The sequence below is a fragment of the Rhodococcus sp. P14 genome, assembly GCF_000256505.1.
Taxonomy (GTDB): domain Bacteria; phylum Actinomycetota; class Actinomycetes; order Mycobacteriales; family Mycobacteriaceae; genus Rhodococcus; species Rhodococcus ruber.
In genome coordinates, this window is record NZ_AJFC01000171.1 from 1 (window position 1) to 20334 (window position 20334).

Here is a 20334-nt window from a genome sequence, read left to right on the forward strand (position 1 = left end):
GGCCGGTCACCGCACCGGTGGGCGCATACCCCTCCCCGCGCACGGCGACGGTCCCGGCCGGGGTCCACGCCTCGACGACGTTCATCTGGTTCTGGGTGAGCGTGCCCGTCTTGTCGGTGCAGACGAACGTCGTCGCACCGAGGGTCTCGACGGCCTCGAGGTTGCGCACCAGCGCGTTGTCGCGGGCCATGCGCTGCGCCCCCATCGCCAGCGACAGCGTCACGGTGGGCAGCAGCCCCTCGGGCACGAGGGCGACGGTGATGCCCACCGCGAAGAGGAAGGCGTCCTGCCAGGAGATCCCCACCAGGAGAGACACGGCGAAGAACACCGCGCCGACGCCGACGGAACCGAAGGCGAGCGTCCGGACGATGCGCTGGATCTCCCGATCGAGCGGGCCGGGTGGACGTCGCACCGACGTGGTCAGGGCTGCGATACCGGCGAGGCGGGTGTTCGCACCCGTGGCTGTCACGATCCCTTCGGATTCGCCCTCGGCGACGAACGTTCCGGCGAACACGGCCGCGCCGGCCGTGCGGAGCACCGGTTCGCTCTCCCCGGTGAGGGTGGATTCGTCGAAGGTGCAGCGGCCCGCGACCACAAGGGTCAGATCGGCCGGGACCCGGTCGCCGCCGGTGAGCACGACGACGTCGCCGACCACCAGGTCACGGGCGTCGACCGTGCGCAGCGCCCCGTCCCGGCGCACCACGATGGTGGTGGGCAACAGCTCGCCGAGGCGCTCGGCAGCCTTCTCCGCGCGTTCCTGCTGCACGAAGGCGAAAATGCCGTTGACGACGATCACCACGATCACGGCGATGCCCAGCTCCGGCATGCCCGCGACGAACGCGAGGGCCGAAGCGAACCACAACAGCAGCGCGAAGAAGTGCGTGAGCTGCGCGATCAGCCTGCGCCACCACGGCACTCGCCGCGCGGCGGGGAGCTGGTTCGGGCCGTCGCGGGTCAGCCGCGCGGCGGCCTCACTTCCGGTGAGACCGCCGCCGGGGAGCACCTGCGGACCGGAATGTGCCTGCACACCGCCTCCTCGCCCACCCGGGATGCGTCACCGCGACCGGGGTCGGCCCCCGTCGCGGCAGGCCCAGCGTATCGGCACGGGGGCCGTCGCGGACGCGACTGCGCCCCACCCGTCGCGGACGCGACTGCGTCCCACCCGTCGCGGACGCGACTGCGCCCCACCGCCACGATGCCGGTGGGGCGCAGGGGACGAGCCGTCAGGCGTGCTCGAGGCGGATACCCTTGGTCTCCCTCATGAAGACGCAGGCGATGCCGGTCAGCACGCACAGCACCATGATGTACACGCTGAACGCCCATCCGAGGCCGCGGCCGATCAGGAGCTGATTCAGGTACGGGGCGGTTCCACCGAACACCGCGACGGAGAACGAGTACGCGAAGCCGATCGCCTGGGTCCGCAGCCGGGTGGGGAAGCTCTCCGACAGCGTCGCCGACAGCACCGACGCGGGGACGGACACGACGAGCAGCGCGACGGTCGTCGCGACGAGCAGGGTCCATCCGGCGGAGGAGATCATCATCGTCAGCGGCAACTGCAACACGAGCATGAGGCCGGCGAACGCGAACAGCATCGGGCGGCGGCCGATCCGGTCGGACAGCATGCCCCAGAAGGGCAGGGAGACGGGCGCGATCGACTGGGCGATCACCGACATCCAGTAGGCGACGTCGGGGTCCATCCCCTGCTGGGTGATGGCGTAGGTGGAGACGTACGACGTCCAGGTGTAGTGGGCGGCGGTGATGCCGGAGGTCATGCCGATCATCAGCAGGATCGCGCGGACGACGGTCTTGCGCGGGATGCGCGGCTGCTCGTCCTGCTCCTGGTGGGCGTCGAACACGTCGCTCTCGTCCATGCTGCGACGCAGGTACAGGGCGACCAGGGCCAGGCAGGCACCGATGAGGAACGGGATGCGCCAACCCCATTCGGCGACGGCGGTTTCGGAGAGCGACGAGGTGACCGCGCCGCCGATGCTGTAGGCAAGGACCGAGCCGCCGAAGATCGCGATGAAGGCGACGCTGCCCCACATGCCGCGGCGGTGCGGCGGGGCGATCTCGCCGACGTACGAGTAGGCGGTGGCCGATTCACCGCCGTGGGCGAAGCCCTGCATGATCCGCGCGGCGAGCAGGATCAGCGACGCCCACGCCCCGATGGACTCGTAGGTGGGCATGATGCCGATGACGAGGCTGCCCGTCGCCATCATGAGCATCGTGGTGACGAGGACGAACTTGCGGCCCCGCCGGTCGGCGATGCGGCCGAACACGATGCCGCCGAGGGGACGCATGAGGAAACCGACGGCGAAGACCGCGAGCGTCGACAGCAGCGCGGAGATCGGATCGGAGTTGTTGAACATCACCGCGGCGATGAACGGGGCGAAGACCGCGTAGGCGCTCCACTCGTACCACTCGAGCACGTTGCCGACCGCGCTGGCGAACAGCGATTTCTTCTTCGAGGCCAGGGTGGGCGCGGTGTCGACCGCACCCCGGGGGTTCCGGACGTCGGTGTTCACGTCGTATCTCTTTTCGTTCGCGGGAGCAGTGGCCGAATGTCACATCGGTTCGATGTGACCGAACCCGTGTGACATTCGGTCACGCCGGAGGGGACGGACCGTCAGGCGGTCGGGGTGGGGATCGTGCGGTCGCGCAGGTCGCTGCGCCGGATCTTGCCGGTCTGGGTCTTGGGGAGGTTCTCGACGATGTGGACCCGGCGGGGCCGCTTGTAGGCGGCGAGGCGGTCGCGGACGAAGTCCACGAGCTCGCGCTCGGTGGCGTGGGCGTCGCGTTCGAGCGACACGTACGCCACCACGGATTCGCCCTGGTAGTCGTCGGGCTGACCGACGACGGCGGCCTCGTGGACGGCGGGGTGCTCGTAGAGGGCGTCCTCGACCTCGCGGGGCCACACCTTGTATCCGGAGACGTTGATCTGATCCTTGAGGCGGTCCACCAGGTAGACCCAGCCGTGCCGGTCGATGATCGCGCCGTCGCCGGTGCGCAGCCGTCCGCCGGGCAGGGTGGAGGCCGATGCCTCGGGCTTGCGCCAGTACCCCGAGATCACCTGCGGGCCGGCCAGTTCCAGTTCCCCCTGCGTGCCGGGTTCGACGGCGGCACCGTCCGCGTCGACGACCCGCGCATCGATCAGGGGCAGCGGGACGCCGATCGCGAGGGTGCCGCTGGCGGGGTCCACGGGTGCCCGCCGCCCGGGGGGCACCGCGATGACGCCCGAGGACGTCTCGGTCATCCCGTACGCGTTGTGGATGTACTTGCCGAACTTCGCTTCGAACTTCTCCACGGTCGCGGGCGGGATCGGTGCGCCGCCGGAGTAGAGGGTCTTGACCGACGCGAAGTGGCGGGCCTCGGCGCCGGGGGTTTCGTACAGGGCGTTGAACACCGTGATCGAGCCGATCGTGAACGTGACCCCGTGCTCGACGAGGGCCTCGAGCGCGACCTCGGCATTGAAGCGGTTGGCGAAGACCAGGGTGGTCGGGTGCACCAGCGCCAGGGTGGCGTTGATGACGGCGCCGGTGATGTGGAACAACGGCGCGACGGCGAACACCGCGTCGCCGGCGGTCAGGCCGACGAAGGAGCCGAAGGTGGTGGCCACGGCCAGCACGTTGGCGTGGGTGTTCATCGCGCCCTTCGGCGGTCCGGTGGTGCCCGAGGTGTAGGCGAGCAGGGCGACGTCGTCGCCGGTGATCTCGACGGGCGACGGCCGCCGGCCCCGGTGTTGTTCGATCAGCTCGACGAGGTCGCCGTCGGGCGCGGCCACGGCACGGTCCGTCGTCGGGAAGACCCGTGCGTCGTCGCGGCTCTGGAAATCCAGGTCGCTGGTGCTGACGATCCAGCGCACCGAGCTGTCGCGCACGGTGTCCGCGGTCTCCGCGACGGCGGTGTCGGCGCACACCATGCCGACGATCTCGGCGTCGTCGACGAGGCGGCGCAGTTCGGCTCGCCGGTACATGGGGTTGAGCACGAGCGCCGCGGCGCCGAGTTTCCACAGCGCGAGCAGGGTCAGCGCATACTGGGGGATGTTCTGCAGGTAGATGCCCACACGGTCGCCGCGCCGCACCCCGCGAGCGGCGAAGGCGACGGCGAGAGCGTCGGAGAGCTCGTCGGTCTCGCGGGCGGTCAGCACACCGTCGAAGTAGGCGATGGCCTTGCCGTCGGGGTCGGCATCCACGCGGGCGCGCCACGCGTCCACCAGGGAGACGAACGGCACCACCGGCTCGGGGTCGAGTCCGTTCGGGTAGAGCGCGGTCCAGGGGCGCATCTGGGACGTCACGACGCAGTTCCTTCCACTCGACTGCGGGGCCTTCCACCGCCACGACCGATCGCTCGGTCGGTAAGCGGTCTGTCAGTAGTGTCGTGGGCCACACAACCGCGTGTCAAATCGGACAGGACACACCCGTGGCGTCCGCATGCGGGCCCTGGCCTGGGCATTCCCGGAGTGGGAGAATCGGAGATCGAACGACCCCCGGCGCGCGACGCGACGAGCGGTCGGAAATCGTCGGTGGGCGGTCGAGAACCGCACGTCGGTACGAGCGGACACGGCTGACGGAAGGCCGAGACGATGGACGACGTGGACACCCGGCACGCGCAGGTTCTGCTCGAATGGGACAGCGGCCGCGCCGGCTACGACCCCGGAACGACGGTGCACATCGGCCGCGACCGATCGATGGATGTCACCCTCGAACACCCGGTGGTCTCCCGCGAACACGCGCTCCTGCAGTGGGAGGACGGCTGGTATCTCGTCGACTCCGGCAGCAAGAACGGGCTCTTCGTCGACGGCCGCCGGGTGGAGCGGATCCGGGTGACCGGCACGGTCGTCGCCCGCCTCGGCGACCGCGCCGAGGGACCGGACCTCCGGATCTCCGTCGCCGAACCCGAGGCGACCCGCGAACGCCGCGGGGGTCTGCTCGACCAGCTGACCGCGGTCCGGGCCGGCGAGACCCGCGGGGCGCGGCGCCGGACCCGCCGCGCGCCCCGCACCGGCGACGTGTCGATCGGCCGCGCCGCCGACAACACCGTCGTCGTCGACGACGTCCTGGCCTCCCGCCAGCACGCGGCCCTGCGCACCGGGCCGACCGGCCTCGAGATCGAGGACCTCGGCAGCGTCAACGGCACGTTCGTCGCGGGCACCCGCATCGATCACGCCGTCCTCGCCGAGGGCGACGTCGTGACGATCGGCAACACCGACCTCGTCGTCCGCGACGGCACCCTCGTCCCGCGGGAGAAGACGGCGGCGGCCACGACCGACGGGCTGCGCGTGCGCGCCGTCGGACTGACCATCGACGGGAGCCGGCGACTGCTGCACGACGTCACCCTGGCCGCGCCGCCCGGCACGCTCACCGCCGTCATCGGCCCCTCCGGTGCCGGCAAGTCCACCGTGGCCAAGATCGTCTCGGGCACCGGCAGTCCCACCGACGGGGTCGTGGAGTTCGACGGCCACAGCGTGCACGCCGAATATCAGGCGCTGCGCTCCCGGATCGGCCTCGTCCCCCAGGACGACGTGCTCCACCGGCAGCTCACCGTCCGCGAGGCCCTCGGTTACGCCGCCGAACTGCGGCTGCCGCCGGACACCACCCGCGCCGACCGCGAGGAGGTGATCGCCCGGGTGCTCGGCGAACTGCAGCTCACCGAACACGCCGGCACCCGGGTCGACCGCCTCTCCGGGGGGCAGCGCAAGCGCGCGTCGGTCGCCCTCGAACTGCTCACCGGGCCGTCGCTGCTGATCCTCGACGAACCCACCTCCGGCCTCGATCCGGCACTCGACCGGCAGATCATGACCACGCTGCGCCGCCTCGCCGACTCCGGCCGGGTCGTCCTCGTCATCACCCACTCCCTGTCCTACCTCGAACTGTGTGATCAGGTGCTGCTGCTCGCTCCCGGCGGCAAGACCGCCTATGTGGGGCCGCCCGGCGAGGTGGGCACCGCGCTCGGCAGCTCCGACTGGGCCGAGATCTTCGCCCGCGTCGCCGCCGAACCCGACGCGGTGCACGCCGAGCACCTCGCCCGCAGTGCGACCGTCGACCATCCACCCGCCGCGGCCCCCGGCCCGCTGGGCCGACCCGCCCACACCTCCCGTCGCAGACAGCTGAGCACCGTCGCGCGGCGGCAGATCCGGTTGATCCGCGCGGACCGCGGCTACCTGATCTTCCTGTCGCTGCTGCCGTTCATCCTCGGCGGGCTGTCGATCCTGGTGCCCGGCAGCGACGGATTCGGCCCGCCGAGCCCGGGTGCGGATCCGGGCGAGCTGGCGTTCATCCTCATCCTGCTGATCCTCGGGGCCTGCTTCATGGGCTCGTCGCTCACCGTCCGGGACCTCGTCGGCGAACGGATGATCTACCACCGCGAACGCGCCGCCGGGCTCGCACCGTCGGCGTACCTGATCGCGAAGATCGTGGTGTTCTGCGCCGCCGCGATCGTGCAGTCGTTCGTGCTGGTCCTCGTCGTCCTGGTCGGCAAGGGCGCCCCCGGTGCCGGCAGCGTGATTCCTTCCGGCAGCGTCGAACTCGTCGTCGATATCGCCCTGACCACGTGTGCCTGCGTGGTGGTCGGCCTGGCCCTGTCGGCCGTCGCCCGGTCCGGTGAACAGGTGATGCCGCTGCTCGTCGTGACGGTCATGGTGCAGCTCGTGCTCAGCGGTGGCCTGATCCCCATCACCGGGCGCGCCGCGCTCGCCCAGCTGTCGTGGCTGTCGCCGTCGCGGTGGGGCTACGCCGCGACCGCCTCGACCGTCGACCTGCGTGCCAAGGACCCGACCGCCGAGGCCGACGTGCTGTGGCAGCACGCCCCGTCGTGGTGGCTGCTCTCCGCCGGGATGCTGCTCCTCCTCGGCATCGTCTACGCCACGTTCACCTACACCCGGTTGCGGCTGCGCGCCCGGTGAGCGCGATGCCGATATCTCACACGACGACGAGCGCGACGGCGACCGCGACATCGAGCACGGCGCAGAACTCGGCGAAGGAACGGTCCACGGTGACCCGGAGCCGATGGTGGACGAGATCCCACACGCCGTGCAGGAACCATCCGGCCGCGACGAGGTACCGGGCGAGGTCCGGATCGGCGGCGAGCGCGACCAGGCCGAGCACCCCGAAGGCGACCATGCCGGCCACCTGGACGAGGAAACGGCGGTCGCGCAGCCGGCCGCGCACCGCGCCCACGACGATCACGACCGCCGCCGCGGCGCCGATCAGCACCGTCGACGGCACGACGTCCAGCGCCCGCAGCACGAACCACACCGTGTAGGAGGCCGGGAACACCACCCATACCGCACGCGGCCGGCCCAGCACGGCCGTGACGAGATACAGGAACGGCAGCAGCATCATCATCTCGGTGAGGATCTCGACGCTCGCCTCGGCGGGCGTGCCGATCAGGGCGAACGCCAGAGCCGCGACCGTCGGCCAGCGCTGCACCAGGAAGGCCGGACCGGCCGGGCGGCGCGATGCGGGGCGGGCCGTGCTCACGGCCGTCGTGGTGTCCATGAGGTCTCCCGGGGGCAGTGGTGGGCGGATGCCTCCACGATCGGCCCCCGGATCCGGCCGGAGGAGATCCCGAGGTCGGACGTGTCCGGAAATGTGGGATCCCTGTCCGTCGGACACGCCGCGTCCGGCCCCGGCCGCGGCTACCGTCGACGGTGTGGACGAACGACGCGTGGTGGTCGTCGGCTACGACCGGGCGGAGCTGCTCGACATCGCCTGCGTGACGACGACGTTCGCGGCGGCGAACCGATTCGGCGCCGCCCCGGCGTACCGGGTGGAGCTGGCCACCCCCGGCGGGGCCGCGATCACCTGCGACACCGGGCTGGTGCTGGCCGGGCAGCGACGGCTCGAACGGCTCGTCGGAGCACTCGACACCCTCGTCGTCTCCGGCGGCTTCGGGCACGTCGACGTGGCCGACGACGCCCGGTTCGTCGGCCACGTGCGCCGCCTCGCGCGGGACAGCCGCCGGGTGGCGTCCGTGTGCACAGGCGCCTCCGTCCTCGCGGCCGCCGGTCTGCTCGACGGCCGGCGCGCCACCACCCACTGGGCGTTCGCCGCTCGGCTCGCCGCACGGTACCCGCAGGTGCAGGTGGATCCGCTGCCGATCTTCGTGCGCGACGGCCACGTCGCGACCGCCGCCGGGGTGACCAGCGCCCTGGACCTCACCCTCGCGTTCGTCGAGGAGGACCACGGCCCCGACCTCGCCCGCCACGTCTCCCGCGCCCTGGTCACCTACCTGCAGCGACCGGGCAACCAGGCGCAGATGAGCCTGTTCACCACGGTGCCCGAGCCGGAGGACCGCGGGATGCGGCGCCTCGTCGACCACATCACCACCCACCTCGGCGGCGATCTGTCGGCTACCGCGCTCGCCGCGCGGGCCGGGATGAGCGAACGGCACCTCACCCGGGTGTTCCTGCACCACCTGCACGAGACCCCCGCCCGCTACGTCCGCCGGGTCCGGCTCGAGGCCGCCGCCGTCCTGCTCACCACCACGTCGCTGCCGATCACGGCGATCGCGGCGCGCTGCGGGTTCGGCACCACCGAGACGCTGCGGCAGGCGTTCACCCGGCGCTACGGGGCGTCACCGGCGGCGTTCCGCGCCGGTCACTCCCACGCCGCCGCCCGGCACACCGGGGGCTGAACGGGTCTCAGGACAGGTACTCGGGGTCCGGGCAGGTCTTGTGCGACCAGTCCGAACCGAGGGTGCCCTGATGCGTGTCCGCCGGGCACTCGTCGCTGCGTTCGCCCACGCGGGCCAGGGACACCACGACGGACTTGGAGGTAGGGCAATTGCTCTGGCGGGCAGTCGAATCCAGCGGCACCAATCCGTTGGTCTCGGGATAGTAGGCGGCAGCCGATCCGCGCGGAGTGTCGTACTCGACGATCCGGAACGACCGCGCGCACCGGACCCGCTCGTCGCCGTCCCACCGCGTGAACAGGTCGACCAGATCACCGTCGTCGAAGCCGAGGGCGGCGATGTCGTCGCGGTGCAGGAAGATCACCCGCCGCCCGCCCTCGACGCCGCGGTACCGGTCGCTCAGCCCGTAGATGGTGGTGTTGAACTGGTCGTGGCTCCGCAGGGTCTGCAGGATCACGTGCCCCTCGGGCACGTGCAGCACGTCGATCGGGGAGACCGCGAATTCGGCCCGCCCGGAATCGGTGTGGAAGGTACGCGAATCGCGGGGCGGGTGCGGCAGGACGAACCCGCCCGGGCGACGGACGTTGACGTCGTAGCTCTCACAACCCGGGACGACGCGGGAGATCAGGCCGCGGACGACGCCGTAGTCGTCGCGCATCGCCTTCCAGTCGAGGCCGTACCGGTCCCCGAGCGTGGCCTCGGCGATCCGCGAGACGATCTCGACCTCGGACTTCAGGTGCGGGCTCGCGGGCTCGAGCGGCCCGCGCGACGCGTGCACCGAGCACGTCGAGTCCTCGACCGTCACGAACTGCGGGCCCGACGCCTGCACGTCCTGCTCGGTGCGCCCCTTGGTCGGCAGGATCAGCGCCGTCTCGCCGCACACGAGATGCGACCGGTTGATCTTGGTGGAGACCTGCACGGTCATCCGGGCCCGCCGCATCGCGGCCGCGGTGACGTGGGTGTCGGGTGCGGCCTGCACGAAGTTGCCCCCGAGGCCCATGAAGAAGCGGGCCCGGCCGTCGCGCAGCGCCCGGATCGAGTCGACGGTGTCGAAGCCGTTCTCGCGCGGCGGATCGAAGCCGAACTCCCGTTGCAGCGCATCGAGAAAGTGGGCCGGGGGCCGCTCCCAGATTCCCATGGTGCGGTCGCCCTGCACGTTGGAATGCCCGCGCACGGGGAACAGACCCGCGCCGCGCTTACCGATATTGCCCTGTGCCAGAGCCAGATTGGTGACCTCCTTGATGGTGGCCACCGCGTTGCGGTGCTGGGTCAGGCCCATCGCCCAGCAGAACACCGTCGCACGCGAGTCACGCAGCAGCCTCGCGGCCTCGGTGATCTGCTCCCGCGACAGCCCCGTGGCGGTGGTGACGACGTCCCAGTCGACGTCGGCGACGTGGCGGCGCCACTGCTCGAAACCGCGGGTGTGCCGCTCGATGAACTCGTGGTCGAGCGCGTCCCACTCCACGAGCAGCGACCCGAACGCCTGCAGCAGCGCCAGATCCCCGTTCAGCGCGATCGGCAGGTGCAGGTCCGACAGGTCGGTGCCCCGGCCGACGACCCCGCGCGGGGTCTGCGGATTGCGGAAGTTGACCAGGCCCGCCTCCCGCAGCGGATTGATCGACAGGATAGTGGCGCCGTTGCGTTTGGCCTTCTCGAGCGCGGTGAGCATGCGCGGATGGTTCGTCCCCGGATTCTGGCCCTGCAGGACGATGAGCTCCGCGTGGTAGACGTCGTCGAGCGTGACGCTCGCCTTGCCGATGCCGATCGACTCCTGCAGCGCGATGCTGGTGGACTCGTGGCACATGTTGGAACAGTCGGGCAGGTTGTTCGTGCCGAACGCCCGGGCGAAGAGCTGGTAGGCGAACGCCACCTCGTTCGAAGCCCGCCCCGAGGTGTAGAAGATCGCCTCGTCGGGGCTGTCGAGCGCGTTCAGCTCTGCGCCGATCAGGGCGAACGCCTCGTCCCAGTCGATCGGTTCGTAGTGGGTGCCGCCGGGCCGCTTGATCATCGGATGCGTGATGCGGCCCTGCTGGCCGAGCCAGTGCTCGCTGTGCGCATCCAGCTCGGCGAGGCTGTGGGCGGCGAAGAACTCGGGGGTGGCGCGGCGCCGGGTCGCCTCCTCCGCCACCGCCTTCGCGCCGTTCTCGCAGAACTCGGCGACCGACCGATGTCCCGGGTCCGGATCGGGCCACGCACAGCTCATGCAGTCGAAGCCCTCGGCCTGGTTCAACCGCAGGAGTGTCCGCGCCGTCCGGCTCGGCCCCATCCGTTCGAGGGAGCGCTTCATCGACACCGCCACCGCGGTCGGGCCCGCGGCGTGATCCTCGGCGTCGTCGACCTCGAGGTCGCGCTCGTCGTAGTCCCGATCGTGTCTGCGCATCGCCGGCCCCTCGTCGTCCACACCGTGTCCGCGGTCGTCCGCCCCGTGTCCGCGCGCCCGGCTCCCCGCGCACGCGTGTCGATGCTCTGCCTACCCGCGCGCCGCGCCCGCGAAACCGGATTCACGAAGGTCGGCGGGCCTCGCGGCCGCGTCGTACGGTGGCCTCATGAAGTGGTCGAAAGCCCTCGGACTCCCCGCCGCGGCGATGGCCGCGGTCGCGTCGTACGACCTGCTGCAGCGGCGGCACGCCATCCTGCGCAACTTTCCCGTCGTCGGGCACGGCCGCTACCTGCTCGAAGCCGTCGGTCCCGAGTTGCGGCAGTACATCACCACCGGAAACGACGAGGAGCGTCCCTTCACGCGCGATCAGCGCCGCTGGGTGTACACCTCCTCGAAGCTCGTGAACAACACCTTCGGTTTCGGCACCGACAACGACGTCGAATACACCGACGGCTACACGATCATCAAGCACCGCACGTTCTCCGAGACCCCGCCGTCGGCGGCGCCGCACGCCGGGGAGAAGCTGCCGATCCCGTCGGCGAAGGTCCTCGGCGGACCGCGTGGGCGGGCGAAGGCGTTCCGGCCGCAGTCGATCGTCAACGTCTCGGCGATGAGCTTCGGGTCGTTGAGCGGGGCCGCCGTCTCGGCGCTCAACTGCGGCGCCGCCGACAGCGGTTGCCTGCACAACACCGGCGAGGGCGGGCTGTCGCGCTACCACCGCAACGGGGCAGACCTGATCTTCCAGATCGGCACCGCGTACTTCGGTTGCCGCGACGAGGAGGGCCGGTTCGACCTGGCCCGGCTGAAGGCCGTCGTCGAGTCGGCGCCGGTGCGGGCGATCGAGATCAAACTGAGCCAGGGCGCCAAGCCCGGCCTCGGCGGCCTGCTGCCCGGGGCCAAGGTGACGCCCGAGATCGCCGAGATCCGCGGCATCCCGGAGGGCCGCGACTGTGTCAGCCCGTCGCGGCACACCACGTTCCACGACGTCGACAGCATGCTCGACTGGATCGAACTGCTCGCCCACGAGACCGGGCTGCCGGTCGGCATCAAGTCGGCGGTCGGCGACATGGCCTTCTGGCAGCACCTCGTCGACGCGATGTGCAACTCCGACCGTGGCGTCGACTTCGTGACGATCGACGGCGGCGAGGGCGGCACGGGTGCGGCGCCGCTCGTGTTCACCGACGCGGTCTCGCTGCCCTTCCGCAGTGGCTTCGCCCGGGTCTACAAGCTGTTCGCGGAGGCCGGTCTCAGCGACGACGTGACGTTCATCGGCGCCGGCAAGCTCGGACTGCCCGACAACGCGGTGGTGGCGATGGCCCTGGGCTGCGACATGATCAACGTCGCGCGGGAGCCGATGCTCGCGATCGGCTGCATCCAGGCCCAGAAGTGCCACACCGATCGGTGCCCGACCGGCGTCGCCACCCAGAACCCGTGGCTCGAGCGGGGCCTCGACGTCGAGCTGAAGGCGGTGCGCGCCGCCAACTACCTCCGGGCGCTGCGCCGGGACATGTTCAAGCTGGCCGAGGCCTGTGGCGTCGCGCATCCCGGTCTGATCACCCCGACCGACGTCGAGGTGGCCGACGGCAACCGGCGCGCGATCACCCTCGCGGAGATGTACGGCTACCAGCCCGGCTGGGGTCTGCCCGGTGCGGCGGACCGCGAGGAGATCACGCGGCTGATGCTCGGGGTCGCCGCGGCCGAGGGCGGCGAGGGCTCGCCGGGCGCGCGAACGACGCCCTGACACCGGCACTGTCCAGAATCCGGACAGTTCGGGACGCCGACCCCACGTCACGCTGGAGCACGACCACTCGCGACACCACCGAACCCGCCGGGAGGCAGATCGTGATCGACAAGATGTACGCCGCGGTGCTTACCGTCGGCGGTGTCGTGTTCGCCGGCTGCCTCCTCCTCGGCGAGGCCGTGGACGCGATGGGCGGCGCGGGCGTCATCGGACTGCGCGCGCTTCCGGACGACACCGTCGAACAGGCCGAGCGCTTCTGCTAGAGTCTGCCGCGTGTCCGCTACCGCCGTGCCTCGCGTCCGCCATGAACTGGCGCTGATCGCTGTCGGCGTGCGCGCGGTCGCCGACGTCGACTGTCGTCGCTGACTCCCGTCACCAACCCTTGCGGCATCGTTGCCGCCCCCGGTTGCCGAGGAGTCGCGTCGCCCCGTCCGGCGTGACATTCGTCGGCCCGACTCGTTCGGGTCCACGTCTCCACCACCTTCGTCCGTCCTGCGGAGCGTCTCCTCGAACCGGTGTGCCCGGGTCCTCCCCCGGTCTCGCACAGAGACACTCCTGCAGGAAAGGCATCACCTCATGAAGAGACGTTCGGGTCTGTTCGTCACCGCCCTCGCCGCCCTCGGCGCGACCGTGCTGACCGCGTGCTCCGGCGGATCCAGCGACACCGTGGGCGGAGGTGAGAGCAGCGGCGACGGCTCCGGCGGCACGATCAACCTGTACGCGTACGCCGTGCCGAAGCCTGGATTCGACAAGCTGATCCCCGCCTTCCAGGCCACCGAGGAGGGTGCGGACGTCGAGTTCCAGCAGTCCTACGGCGCCTCCGGCGATCAGTCCCGGAAGGTCAAGGACGGCGCCGAGGCGGACTTCGTCAACTTCTCCGTCGAGCCGGACATCACGCGTCTCGTCGACGCCGGGCTCGTCGAGGCCGATTGGAACTCCGGTCCGTACAACGGAATTCCCTTCGGATCGGTGGTGACGATCGTGGTGCGCGAGGGCAACCCCAAGAACATCACCGACTGGGACGACCTGCTGCAGCCCGGCCTCGAGGTCGTCACGCCCAACCCGTTCAGTTCCGGCTCGGCCAAGTGGAACCTGCTCGCCCCCTACGCGGCGAAGAGCGACGGCGGCGCGAACCCGCAGGCGGGTCTGGACTACGTCACCACACTCGTGAACGAGCACGTCAAGATCCAGCCCAAGTCCGGTCGCGAGGCCACCGAGGCGTTCCTGCAGGGCTCCGGCGACGTGCTGCTCAGCTACGAGAACGAGGCGCTGTTCATCGAGCGCAACGGCGACCCGGTCGAGCACGTCACCCCGCCCACCACCTTCAAGATCGAGAATCCGGCTGCAGTGCTCACGAATTCGAAGAACGCCGAGAAGGCACGGGCGTTCGCGGACTTCCTCTACACCCCGCAGGCGCAGCGTCTGTGGGCGGAGGCGGGCTTCCGGCCCGTCGACCCCGCGGTGGCGGAGGAGTTCGCGGCCGACTTCCCGCAGCCGGCGAAGCTGTGGACGATCGCGGACCTGGGCGGCTGGAAGGCTGTCGACGAGCAGTTGTTCAAGGCCGAGACCGGCTCGATCGCCGTGATCTACGACAACGCCACGAAGTAGAGCCCGGACAGTGAGTATCACCGACAGCGCCACCGGGGTGGGACCGAGGCCGGCTCCCGCCCCGGCGGCGCGCCGCCGCACTCCGCTGCGCGCAGCGACCGGCACGGTCGGACCGCTCGGCATCGGAGTGTCCGTGCTGTGGCTGTCCGTCATCGTTCTGTTGCCGCTCGCGGCGCTGACCGCGGAGGCGTTCGCCGACGGTCCGAGTGGCTTCTGGAACGCCGTCACCGCCCCGGCCGCGCTGGCGACGCTGCGGATCACCGTGGTCGTCTCCGCGATCGTCGCGGTCGTCAACGTGGTCATGGGCACCCTCATCGCGTGGGTACTGGTGCGCGACGAGTTCCCGGGCAAGAAGTTCGTCAATGCCCTGATCGACCTGCCCTTCGCGCTGCCCACCATCGTGGCGAGCATCGTGCTGCTGGCGCTGTACGGGCCGGAGAGCCCGATCGGTATCCATCTCAACGCCTCCCAGCCGGGGCTCGTCGTCGCGCTGGCATTCGTGACGCTGCCGTTCGTGGTGCGTTCGGTGCAGCCGGTGCTCCTCGAGGCGGACCGGGAGGTGGAAGAGGCCGCGGCGTCCCTCGGCGCGAACAACCTGACCGTCTTCCGGTCCGTGGTACTGCCCGCGCTGACCCCGGCTGTCGTCAGCGGTGCCGGGCTCGCGTTCGCCCGTGCCCTCGGCGAATACGGATCGATCGTGCTCATCGGCGGCAACATCCCGTACGAGACCCAGGTGGCGTCGCAGTACATCCAGCAGCAGATCGAGATCGACCGCCCGATGAACGCTGCCGCGGTGTCCGTGGCACTGCTGCTCATCGCCTTCGTCGTGCTGTTCGTGCTGCGCCTGGCAGCGGGACGCAGCCTGCGCCGGGAGGAGGAGGACCGATGAAGGTCTCCCCGTGGACGCGAATCTCGCTGCGGACGATCGCACTCGGCTACCTGTTGGTCCTGTTGCTCGTTCCGATCGGGGTGATCCTCTACCGCACATTCGAGAACGGCGTGGGTGCGTTCCTCCAGTCGATCAGCACGCCCGCGGCGATCTCGGCGTTGAACCTGTCGCTGCTGATCGTCGCCATCGTGGTGCCCGTCAACGTCGTGTTCGGTGTCGTCGTCGCACTTGCGCTCGTGCGCGGCCGGTTCCGCGGCCGCGGGCTGCTGCAAGCCGTGGTGGACCTGCCGTTCGCCGTCTCACCGATCGTTGTCGGTGTCGCCCTGATCATGCTGTGGGGTGCCGGCGGGTGGTTCGGAGGTGTCGAATCCCTCGGATTCAAGGTGATATTCGGGCTACCGGGCATGGTGATCGCCACGATCTTCGTCACCTTGCCGTTCGTCGTGCGCGAGGTCGAACCGGTGCTTCACGAGATCGGCCAGGAACAGGAGCAGGCCGCCGCGACACTCGGCGCGAACGGCTGGCAGACGTTCCGGCGCATCACCCTCCCCTCGATCCGGTGGGGCCTGACGTACGGCGTGGTCCTCACCGTCGCCCGCGCGCTCGGCGAGTTCGGGGCTGTCATCATGGTCTCGTCCGGCTTCCCCGGCGTGTCCCAGACCCTGACGTTGCTGGTGCACTCCCGCTACATCGACGACCACAACACCTTCGGCGCCTACTGCGCCGCGACCCTGCTCATGGCCATCGCCGTGATCGTGCTGCTGCTGATGACCCTGCTCGACCGCAAGAGGAGTACCAGATGATCACCGTCATGGGCGCACGAAAGAACTACGGCGACTTCGCGGCCCTCGACGACGTCGACATCGAGATCCCGTCCGGGTCGCTCACCGCGCTGCTCGGACCCTCGGGCTCCGGTAAGTCGACGCTGCTGCGGTCCATCGCCGGACTGGAAACCCTCGACGACGGCATCGTGCGCATCGGCGGCGACGACGTGACCGGCGTGACCCCGCAGAAGCGGGACATCGGTTTCGTCTTCCAGCACTACGCGGCGTTCAAGCACATGACCGTCCGCGAGAACGTCGCGTTCGGACTGAAGATCCGCAAGCGGCCCAAGACCGAAATCAGCCGCCGCGTCGACGAACTGCTCGGCATCGTCGGGCTCGACGGGTTCCAGCAACGCTATCCGGCACAGCTGTCCGGCGGCCAGCGCCAGCGCATGGCCCTGGCCCGCGCCCTCGCCGTCGATCCCAAGGTGCTGCTGCTCGACGAACCGTTCGGCGCGCTCGACGCCAAGGTGCGCGCCGACCTGCGCACGTGGCTGCGCCGCTTGCACGACGAGGTGCACGTGACCACCGTGCTGGTCACCCATGATCAGGAGGAGGCGCTCGACGTCGCCGACCGGATCGCCGTGATGAACCGGGGCCGCATCGAGCAGGTCGGAACCCCGCGGGACCTGTACGACCGGCCCGCGAACGACTTCGTGATGTCGTTCCTGGGCAATGTCTCCAGGCTCAACGGAAAGCTGGTGCGGCCGCACGACATCCGTCTCGGTCGCGAACCCGATCTCGCCCGCGCCCAGGACGCGGGCACCGCCGGGTCCGTGGGTGTCACCCGCGCGACGGTGGAGCGGGTCGTGCACCTCGGGTTCGAGGTCCGCGTCGAGCTGCGCAACGCCGCGACCGGTGAGGACTTCACCGCGCAGGTCACCCGCGGCGACGCACGCGCTCTCGGTCTCGCGCCCGGCGAGACCGTCTATGCGCGCGCGACCGAGGAACCGGCGCTGCCGGAGACGACGCGGGTGCCGATCGGCTAGAGCCACGCCCACCCACCGGCGCCTCACTCGGCCGAATGTCACACAGGTTCAGTTGGATCGAACCCGTGTGACATTCGGCCATTCAGGCGTGCGGTATCACCCCGCGGACTGCTCGGGTCCTGCGGCGGGTTCGAATCACCCGGATCGGAATCCGTGACGAGCAGGACCCCGCCGGGCGACAGTGATCTCCACGCGCCCCGCCCGCTCGGTGTGCACGCCGATCACTCACCCGAGATCCGTGAAAGGTACTACCCGATGAACGCTTTCCCCGGCGGGTCGGCGTGAGCGCGCCGACCGGGATCCGTCCCGCGCCGGCGAGCACCGCCGAGCCCGACGACGCTGGGCTGGTCGTCGCCCCCGCCCGCCACCCGCTGCGCTGGCTGGTCGCCGCCCTCGCCCTCGTCCTGGTGGCGCAGTTCGTGCACGGCCTGGCTACCAACCCGGGCTGGGACTGGGCGACGTTCGCTCGGTACTTCACCGCACAGTCCGTGCTCTCGGCCCTGGTGGTGACCATCGAACTCACCGTGTGGGGAACGGTTCTCGGATTCGGGCTCGGCGTGCTGCTCGCCGTCGGCAGGCTGTCCAGGAATCCCGTCCTGCAGGTGATCTCCTGGGTGTACATCTGGGCATTCCGATCCATCCCGCTCATCGTGCAGCTGCTGTTCTGGTTCAACATCGCGTACCTGTACCGAACGCTGTCGCTGGGTGTCCCGTTCGGACCGTCGTTCTTCGAGTTCGAGGTCACCGGCGTGATCTCCGGCTTCACCGCCGCGGTGATCGGCCTGGCCCTGCATCAGGCCGCCTACTCGGCGGAGATCATCCGCGCCGGCATCATCTCCGTGGACCACGGCCAGATCGAGGCGGCGCAGGCCCTGGGCATCCCTCGCCGCCGGCAGTTCTTCAAGATTATTCTGCCGCAGGCCATGCGATCGATCCTGCCCAACGCCGCCAACGAGGTCATCAGCCTGTTCAAGGGCACCTCGATCGTCTCCACGATGGCGATCGCCGAGCTGTTCTATCAGGTGCAGGTCGTCTTCGGCCGCAACGGCCGGGTCGTGCCCCTGCTCATGGTGGCCACCGTCTGGTACATCGTGCTCACCACCGCGTTGTCGATCGTCCAGTACTACGTGGAGCGGCACTACGCGCGCGGCTCGTCCCGCGCCCTCCCGCTCACCCCCTGGCAGAAGACCGTCGCCAAGTTCCGCGAGATCCGCGACTCGGGTATCGCCGCACCCCGGGGAGCCACCCGATGACCACGCCGGTCGATCCCACCCCGTACGCCGTCGACGTCCGGGGCGTGCACAAGTCGTTCGGATCCCTCGAGGTCCTGAGAGGTGTCGACCTGAAGGTCCGCAAGGGCGAGGTCACGGTGATCCTCGGCCCCTCCGGCTCCGGCAAGTCCACCCTGCTGCGCACCCTCAACCACCTCGAGAAGGTCGACCGCGGCACGGTCCGCATCGACGGCGAACTCGTCGGCTACCGCCGCCGGGGCAACAAGCTGCACGAGATGCGCGAGAGGGACATCCTCCGTCAACGGTCGCGCATCGGATTCGTGTTCCAGAACTTCAACCTCTTCCCGCACCTGACCGTGCTCGAGAACGTGATCGAGGCGCCGATCTCCGCGCAGCGCCGCGACCGCGCCGAGGTCGAGACGCTCGCCCGCGAACTGCTCGACCGGGTCGGCGTCGGCGACAAGATCCACGACTACCCCAAACAGCTGTCCGGTGGGCAGCAGCAGCGGGTCGCCATCGCCCGCGCCCTCGCGCTGCGCCCGGCCGTGATCCTGTTCGACGAGCCGACCTCCGCGCTCGACCCCGAACTGGTCGGCGAGGTGCTCGAGGTGATCCGCGACCTGGCCCGCGACGGTGCGACCCTGGTGATCGTCACCCACGAGATCGGCTTCGCGCGTGAGGTTGCCGACACCGTCGTGTTCATGGACGGCGGCGTCGTCGTCGAACAAGGTCCGCCCGCGCAGGTTCTCGACCGGCCCACCCAGGATCGCACCCGCGCCTTCCTGTCCAAAGTCCTCTGAAGTCCTCCCGAAAGGCAATGATGTCCGCGTTGACCCGACGCACGAGGCTGGTCGCCTCGGCCCTGACCGCCGTCGCCCTGCTGTCGGTCGCCGCCTGCGGCACCAACGAGCCCGACGCGGCCGGCGCCGCCGGCTACAACCTCACCGCCGACCAGAACCGCATCACCACCGACCCCGTACCCGAGATCGCGGCCAAGGTCCCGCAGTCCATCCGCGACCGCGGCACCCTCATCGTCACGGGGTCCGCCGGCACCGCACCTCCGCTGCGGTTCTATGCCGACGACGACAAGACCATCATCGGCTCCGAGACCGACTTCGCGCATCTCCTCGGCGACGTTCTCGACCTCGACGTCGAGCTCACCGCCGCGGACTGGGCACAGAACTTCGTGCGCGTCGACTCCGGTGAAGCGGACGTGTTCATCTCCAATGTCACCGTCACGGAGGAACGCAAGGAGAAGTACGACTTCTCCACCTACCGTCTCGACAACCTCGCCTTCGAGGTGACGAAGGACAGCGGGATCGAGGTGAAGGATCCGAAGGATGTCGCGGGTCTGAAAGTCGGGGTGAGCTCCGGCACCAACCAGGAGGCGCTCCTCGTCGAGTGGAACGAGCAGAACGTCGCCGCGGGCCTCGAGCCCACCGAAATCCTCTACTTCCAGAACGCCACCGACTACTACCTCGCGCTCGGCTCCGGCCGCATCGACGCCTACTTCGGGCCCAATCCGTCCGCGTCGTTCCACGTCATCCAGGCCGGGGAGACCGAGATCGCCGGCACGTTCTCCGGCGCGGGTGCGGACCTGCAGGGCGAGATCGCGGTCCTGACCAAGAAGGACAACGGCCTGATCGAGGCGATCAACGAGGCGCTCAACCACGTCATCGAGAACGGCACCTACCAGCAGGTGCTCGACCGATGGGGTATCGCGAACGAGGCTGTCGCGACCTCGGTGATCAATCCTCCGGGCCTGCCGAAGAAGCAGTAGCCGGACAACAGCCAGGGGAGGGACAGCAATGAGTCAGGTGGAGCGCCGGGCCGACATCGTGATCGTCGGGGGCGGCGTCATCGGGTCGGCGGCGGCGTGGCGCCTGGCCGCCCGCGGGAAGGCGGTGATCCTGCTCGAACAGTTCGAGCCGGGTCACCGTCGCGGCGCCTCGCACGGCAGTTCCCGCATCTACCGGCAGGCATACGACGGCGAGTTCTACACGGCCCTCGCCGGCCGTGCCCTGCCGCTATGGCGGGACC

At 70.0% G+C, this 20334-nt stretch carries 18 protein-coding genes; 13 read left to right on the forward strand and 5 right to left on the reverse strand.

What is annotated here, in order from left to right; translation table 11 throughout:
* The 3 genes from OEY_RS0112375 to OEY_RS0112385 form a co-directional block, all read right to left on the reverse strand.
* Nucleotides 1-1027, reverse strand: a 1027-nt coding sequence (locus tag OEY_RS0112375) for an HAD-IC family P-type ATPase (RefSeq protein WP_010594185.1), incomplete at its 3' end; no start/stop codon positions are given.
* A gap of 196 nt (nt 1028-1223) precedes the next feature.
* Nucleotides 1224-2525, reverse strand: coding sequence for an MFS transporter (locus OEY_RS0112380; protein ID WP_010594186.1), 1302 nt, complete (start codon nt 2523-2525; stop codon nt 1224-1226).
* A gap of 101 nt (nt 2526-2626) precedes the next feature.
* On the reverse strand, nt 2627-4294 hold the full coding sequence (locus tag OEY_RS0112385; RefSeq protein WP_010594187.1) for a class I adenylate-forming enzyme family protein: 1668 nt from the start codon (nt 4292-4294) through the stop codon (nt 2627-2629).
* 288 nt (nt 4295-4582) lie between these two features.
* Here OEY_RS0112385 and OEY_RS0112390 point away from each other — a divergent pair, with 288 nt between their 5' ends.
* A complete protein-coding gene (locus OEY_RS0112390; protein WP_010594188.1) occupies nt 4583-6901 on the forward strand; it encodes an FHA domain-containing protein in 2319 nt (772 codons plus the stop codon).
* Between the two features lie 16 nt (nt 6902-6917).
* Here OEY_RS0112390 and OEY_RS0112395 read toward each other — a convergent pair whose 3' ends face one another.
* Nucleotides 6918-7496, reverse strand: a complete 579-nt coding sequence (locus OEY_RS0112395; RefSeq protein WP_010594189.1) for a hypothetical protein — start codon at nt 7494-7496, stop codon at nt 6918-6920.
* A 91-nt stretch (nt 7497-7587) separates the two neighbouring features.
* On the opposite strand from OEY_RS0112395, the gene OEY_RS0112400 reads away from it, so the two are divergent.
* Complete coding sequence (locus tag OEY_RS0112400) at nt 7588-8634, forward strand: GlxA family transcriptional regulator (protein WP_010594190.1); 1047 nt, start codon at nt 7588-7590, stop codon at nt 8632-8634.
* 7 nt (nt 8635-8641) lie between these two features.
* On the opposite strand, the gene OEY_RS0112405 is transcribed toward OEY_RS0112400, so the two are convergent.
* Complete coding sequence (locus tag OEY_RS0112405; RefSeq protein WP_029540015.1) at nt 8642-11011, reverse strand: FdhF/YdeP family oxidoreductase; 2370 nt, start codon at nt 11009-11011, stop codon at nt 8642-8644.
* 166 nt (nt 11012-11177) lie between these two features.
* Here OEY_RS0112405 and OEY_RS0112410 point away from each other — a divergent pair, with 166 nt between their 5' ends.
* The 11 genes from OEY_RS0112410 to OEY_RS0112455 all read left to right on the forward strand — a co-directional run.
* On the forward strand, nt 11178-12752 hold the full coding sequence (locus OEY_RS0112410; protein WP_010594192.1) for an FMN-binding glutamate synthase family protein: 1575 nt from the start codon (nt 11178-11180) through the stop codon (nt 12750-12752).
* 101 nt (nt 12753-12853) lie between these two features.
* Nucleotides 12854-13015: a hypothetical protein gene (locus OEY_RS30480; protein WP_155621881.1), complete on the forward strand. Its 162-nt coding sequence runs from the start codon at nt 12854-12856 to the stop codon at nt 13013-13015.
* Nucleotides 13016-13025: 10 nt separating this feature from the next.
* Nucleotides 13026-13118 (forward strand): Ms4533A family Cys-rich leader peptide, encoded by a 93-nt coding sequence (locus OEY_RS31455; RefSeq protein ID WP_312026504.1) that lies wholly within the window; start codon nt 13026-13028, stop codon nt 13116-13118.
* A gap of 210 nt (nt 13119-13328) precedes the next feature.
* Nucleotides 13329-14360 (forward strand): sulfate ABC transporter substrate-binding protein, encoded by a 1032-nt coding sequence (locus OEY_RS0112420; RefSeq protein ID WP_006943619.1) that lies wholly within the window; start codon nt 13329-13331, stop codon nt 14358-14360.
* Nucleotides 14361-14376: 16 nt separating this feature from the next.
* Nucleotides 14377-15249: a sulfate ABC transporter permease subunit CysT gene (cysT, locus tag OEY_RS0112425; protein WP_029540016.1), complete on the forward strand. Its 873-nt coding sequence runs from the start codon at nt 14377-14379 to the stop codon at nt 15247-15249.
* Nucleotides 15246-16052, forward strand: coding sequence for a sulfate ABC transporter permease subunit CysW (gene cysW, locus OEY_RS0112430; RefSeq protein WP_010594194.1), 807 nt, complete (start codon nt 15246-15248; stop codon nt 16050-16052). Before cysT ends, cysW begins: the two co-directional genes overlap by 4 nt.
* Nucleotides 16049-17062 carry a sulfate/molybdate ABC transporter ATP-binding protein gene (locus tag OEY_RS0112435; protein ID WP_010594195.1) on the forward strand — a complete coding sequence of 338 codons (1014 nt, stop codon included), beginning with the start codon at nt 16049-16051 and terminating at the stop codon, nt 17060-17062. Before cysW ends, OEY_RS0112435 begins: the two co-directional genes overlap by 4 nt.
* Before the next feature lie 281 nt (nt 17063-17343).
* Entirely contained in the window at nt 17344-18315 is a 972-nt protein-coding gene (locus tag OEY_RS0112440; protein WP_010594196.1) for an amino acid ABC transporter permease, read from the forward strand.
* Entirely contained in the window at nt 18312-19094 is a 783-nt protein-coding gene (locus tag OEY_RS0112445) for an amino acid ABC transporter ATP-binding protein (protein ID WP_010594197.1), read from the forward strand. Before OEY_RS0112440 ends, OEY_RS0112445 begins: the two co-directional genes overlap by 4 nt.
* A gap of 20 nt (nt 19095-19114) precedes the next feature.
* Entirely contained in the window at nt 19115-20074 is a 960-nt protein-coding gene (locus OEY_RS0112450; protein WP_029540017.1) for an ABC transporter substrate-binding protein, read from the forward strand.
* A 28-nt stretch (nt 20075-20102) separates the two neighbouring features.
* Nucleotides 20103-20334, forward strand: a 232-nt coding sequence (locus tag OEY_RS0112455; protein WP_010594199.1) for an FAD-dependent oxidoreductase, incomplete at its 3' end; no start/stop codon positions are given.

Coding starts and splice junctions, on each gene's coding strand:
- OEY_RS0112390 (WP_010594188.1), top strand. CDS start 4,583: ATGGACGACGTGGACACCCGGCACGCGCAGGTTCTGCTCGAATGGGAC.
- OEY_RS0112395 (WP_010594189.1), bottom strand. CDS start 7,496: ATGGACACCACGACGGCCGTGAGCACGGCCCGCCCCGCATCGCGCCGC.
- OEY_RS0112400 (WP_010594190.1), top strand. CDS start 7,588: ATGTGGGATCCCTGTCCGTCGGACACGCCGCGTCCGGCCCCGGCCGCG.
- OEY_RS0112405 (WP_029540015.1), bottom strand. CDS start 11,011: ATGCGCAGACACGATCGGGACTACGACGAGCGCGACCTCGAGGTCGAC.
- OEY_RS0112410 (WP_010594192.1), top strand. CDS start 11,178: ATGAAGTGGTCGAAAGCCCTCGGACTCCCCGCCGCGGCGATGGCCGCG.
- OEY_RS0112420 (WP_006943619.1), top strand. CDS start 13,329: ATGAAGAGACGTTCGGGTCTGTTCGTCACCGCCCTCGCCGCCCTCGGC.
- cysW (WP_010594194.1), top strand. CDS start 15,246: ATGAAGGTCTCCCCGTGGACGCGAATCTCGCTGCGGACGATCGCACTC.
- OEY_RS0112435 (WP_010594195.1), top strand. CDS start 16,049: ATGATCACCGTCATGGGCGCACGAAAGAACTACGGCGACTTCGCGGCC.
- OEY_RS0112445 (WP_010594197.1), top strand. CDS start 18,312: ATGACCACGCCGGTCGATCCCACCCCGTACGCCGTCGACGTCCGGGGC.
- OEY_RS0112450 (WP_029540017.1), top strand. CDS start 19,115: ATGTCCGCGTTGACCCGACGCACGAGGCTGGTCGCCTCGGCCCTGACC.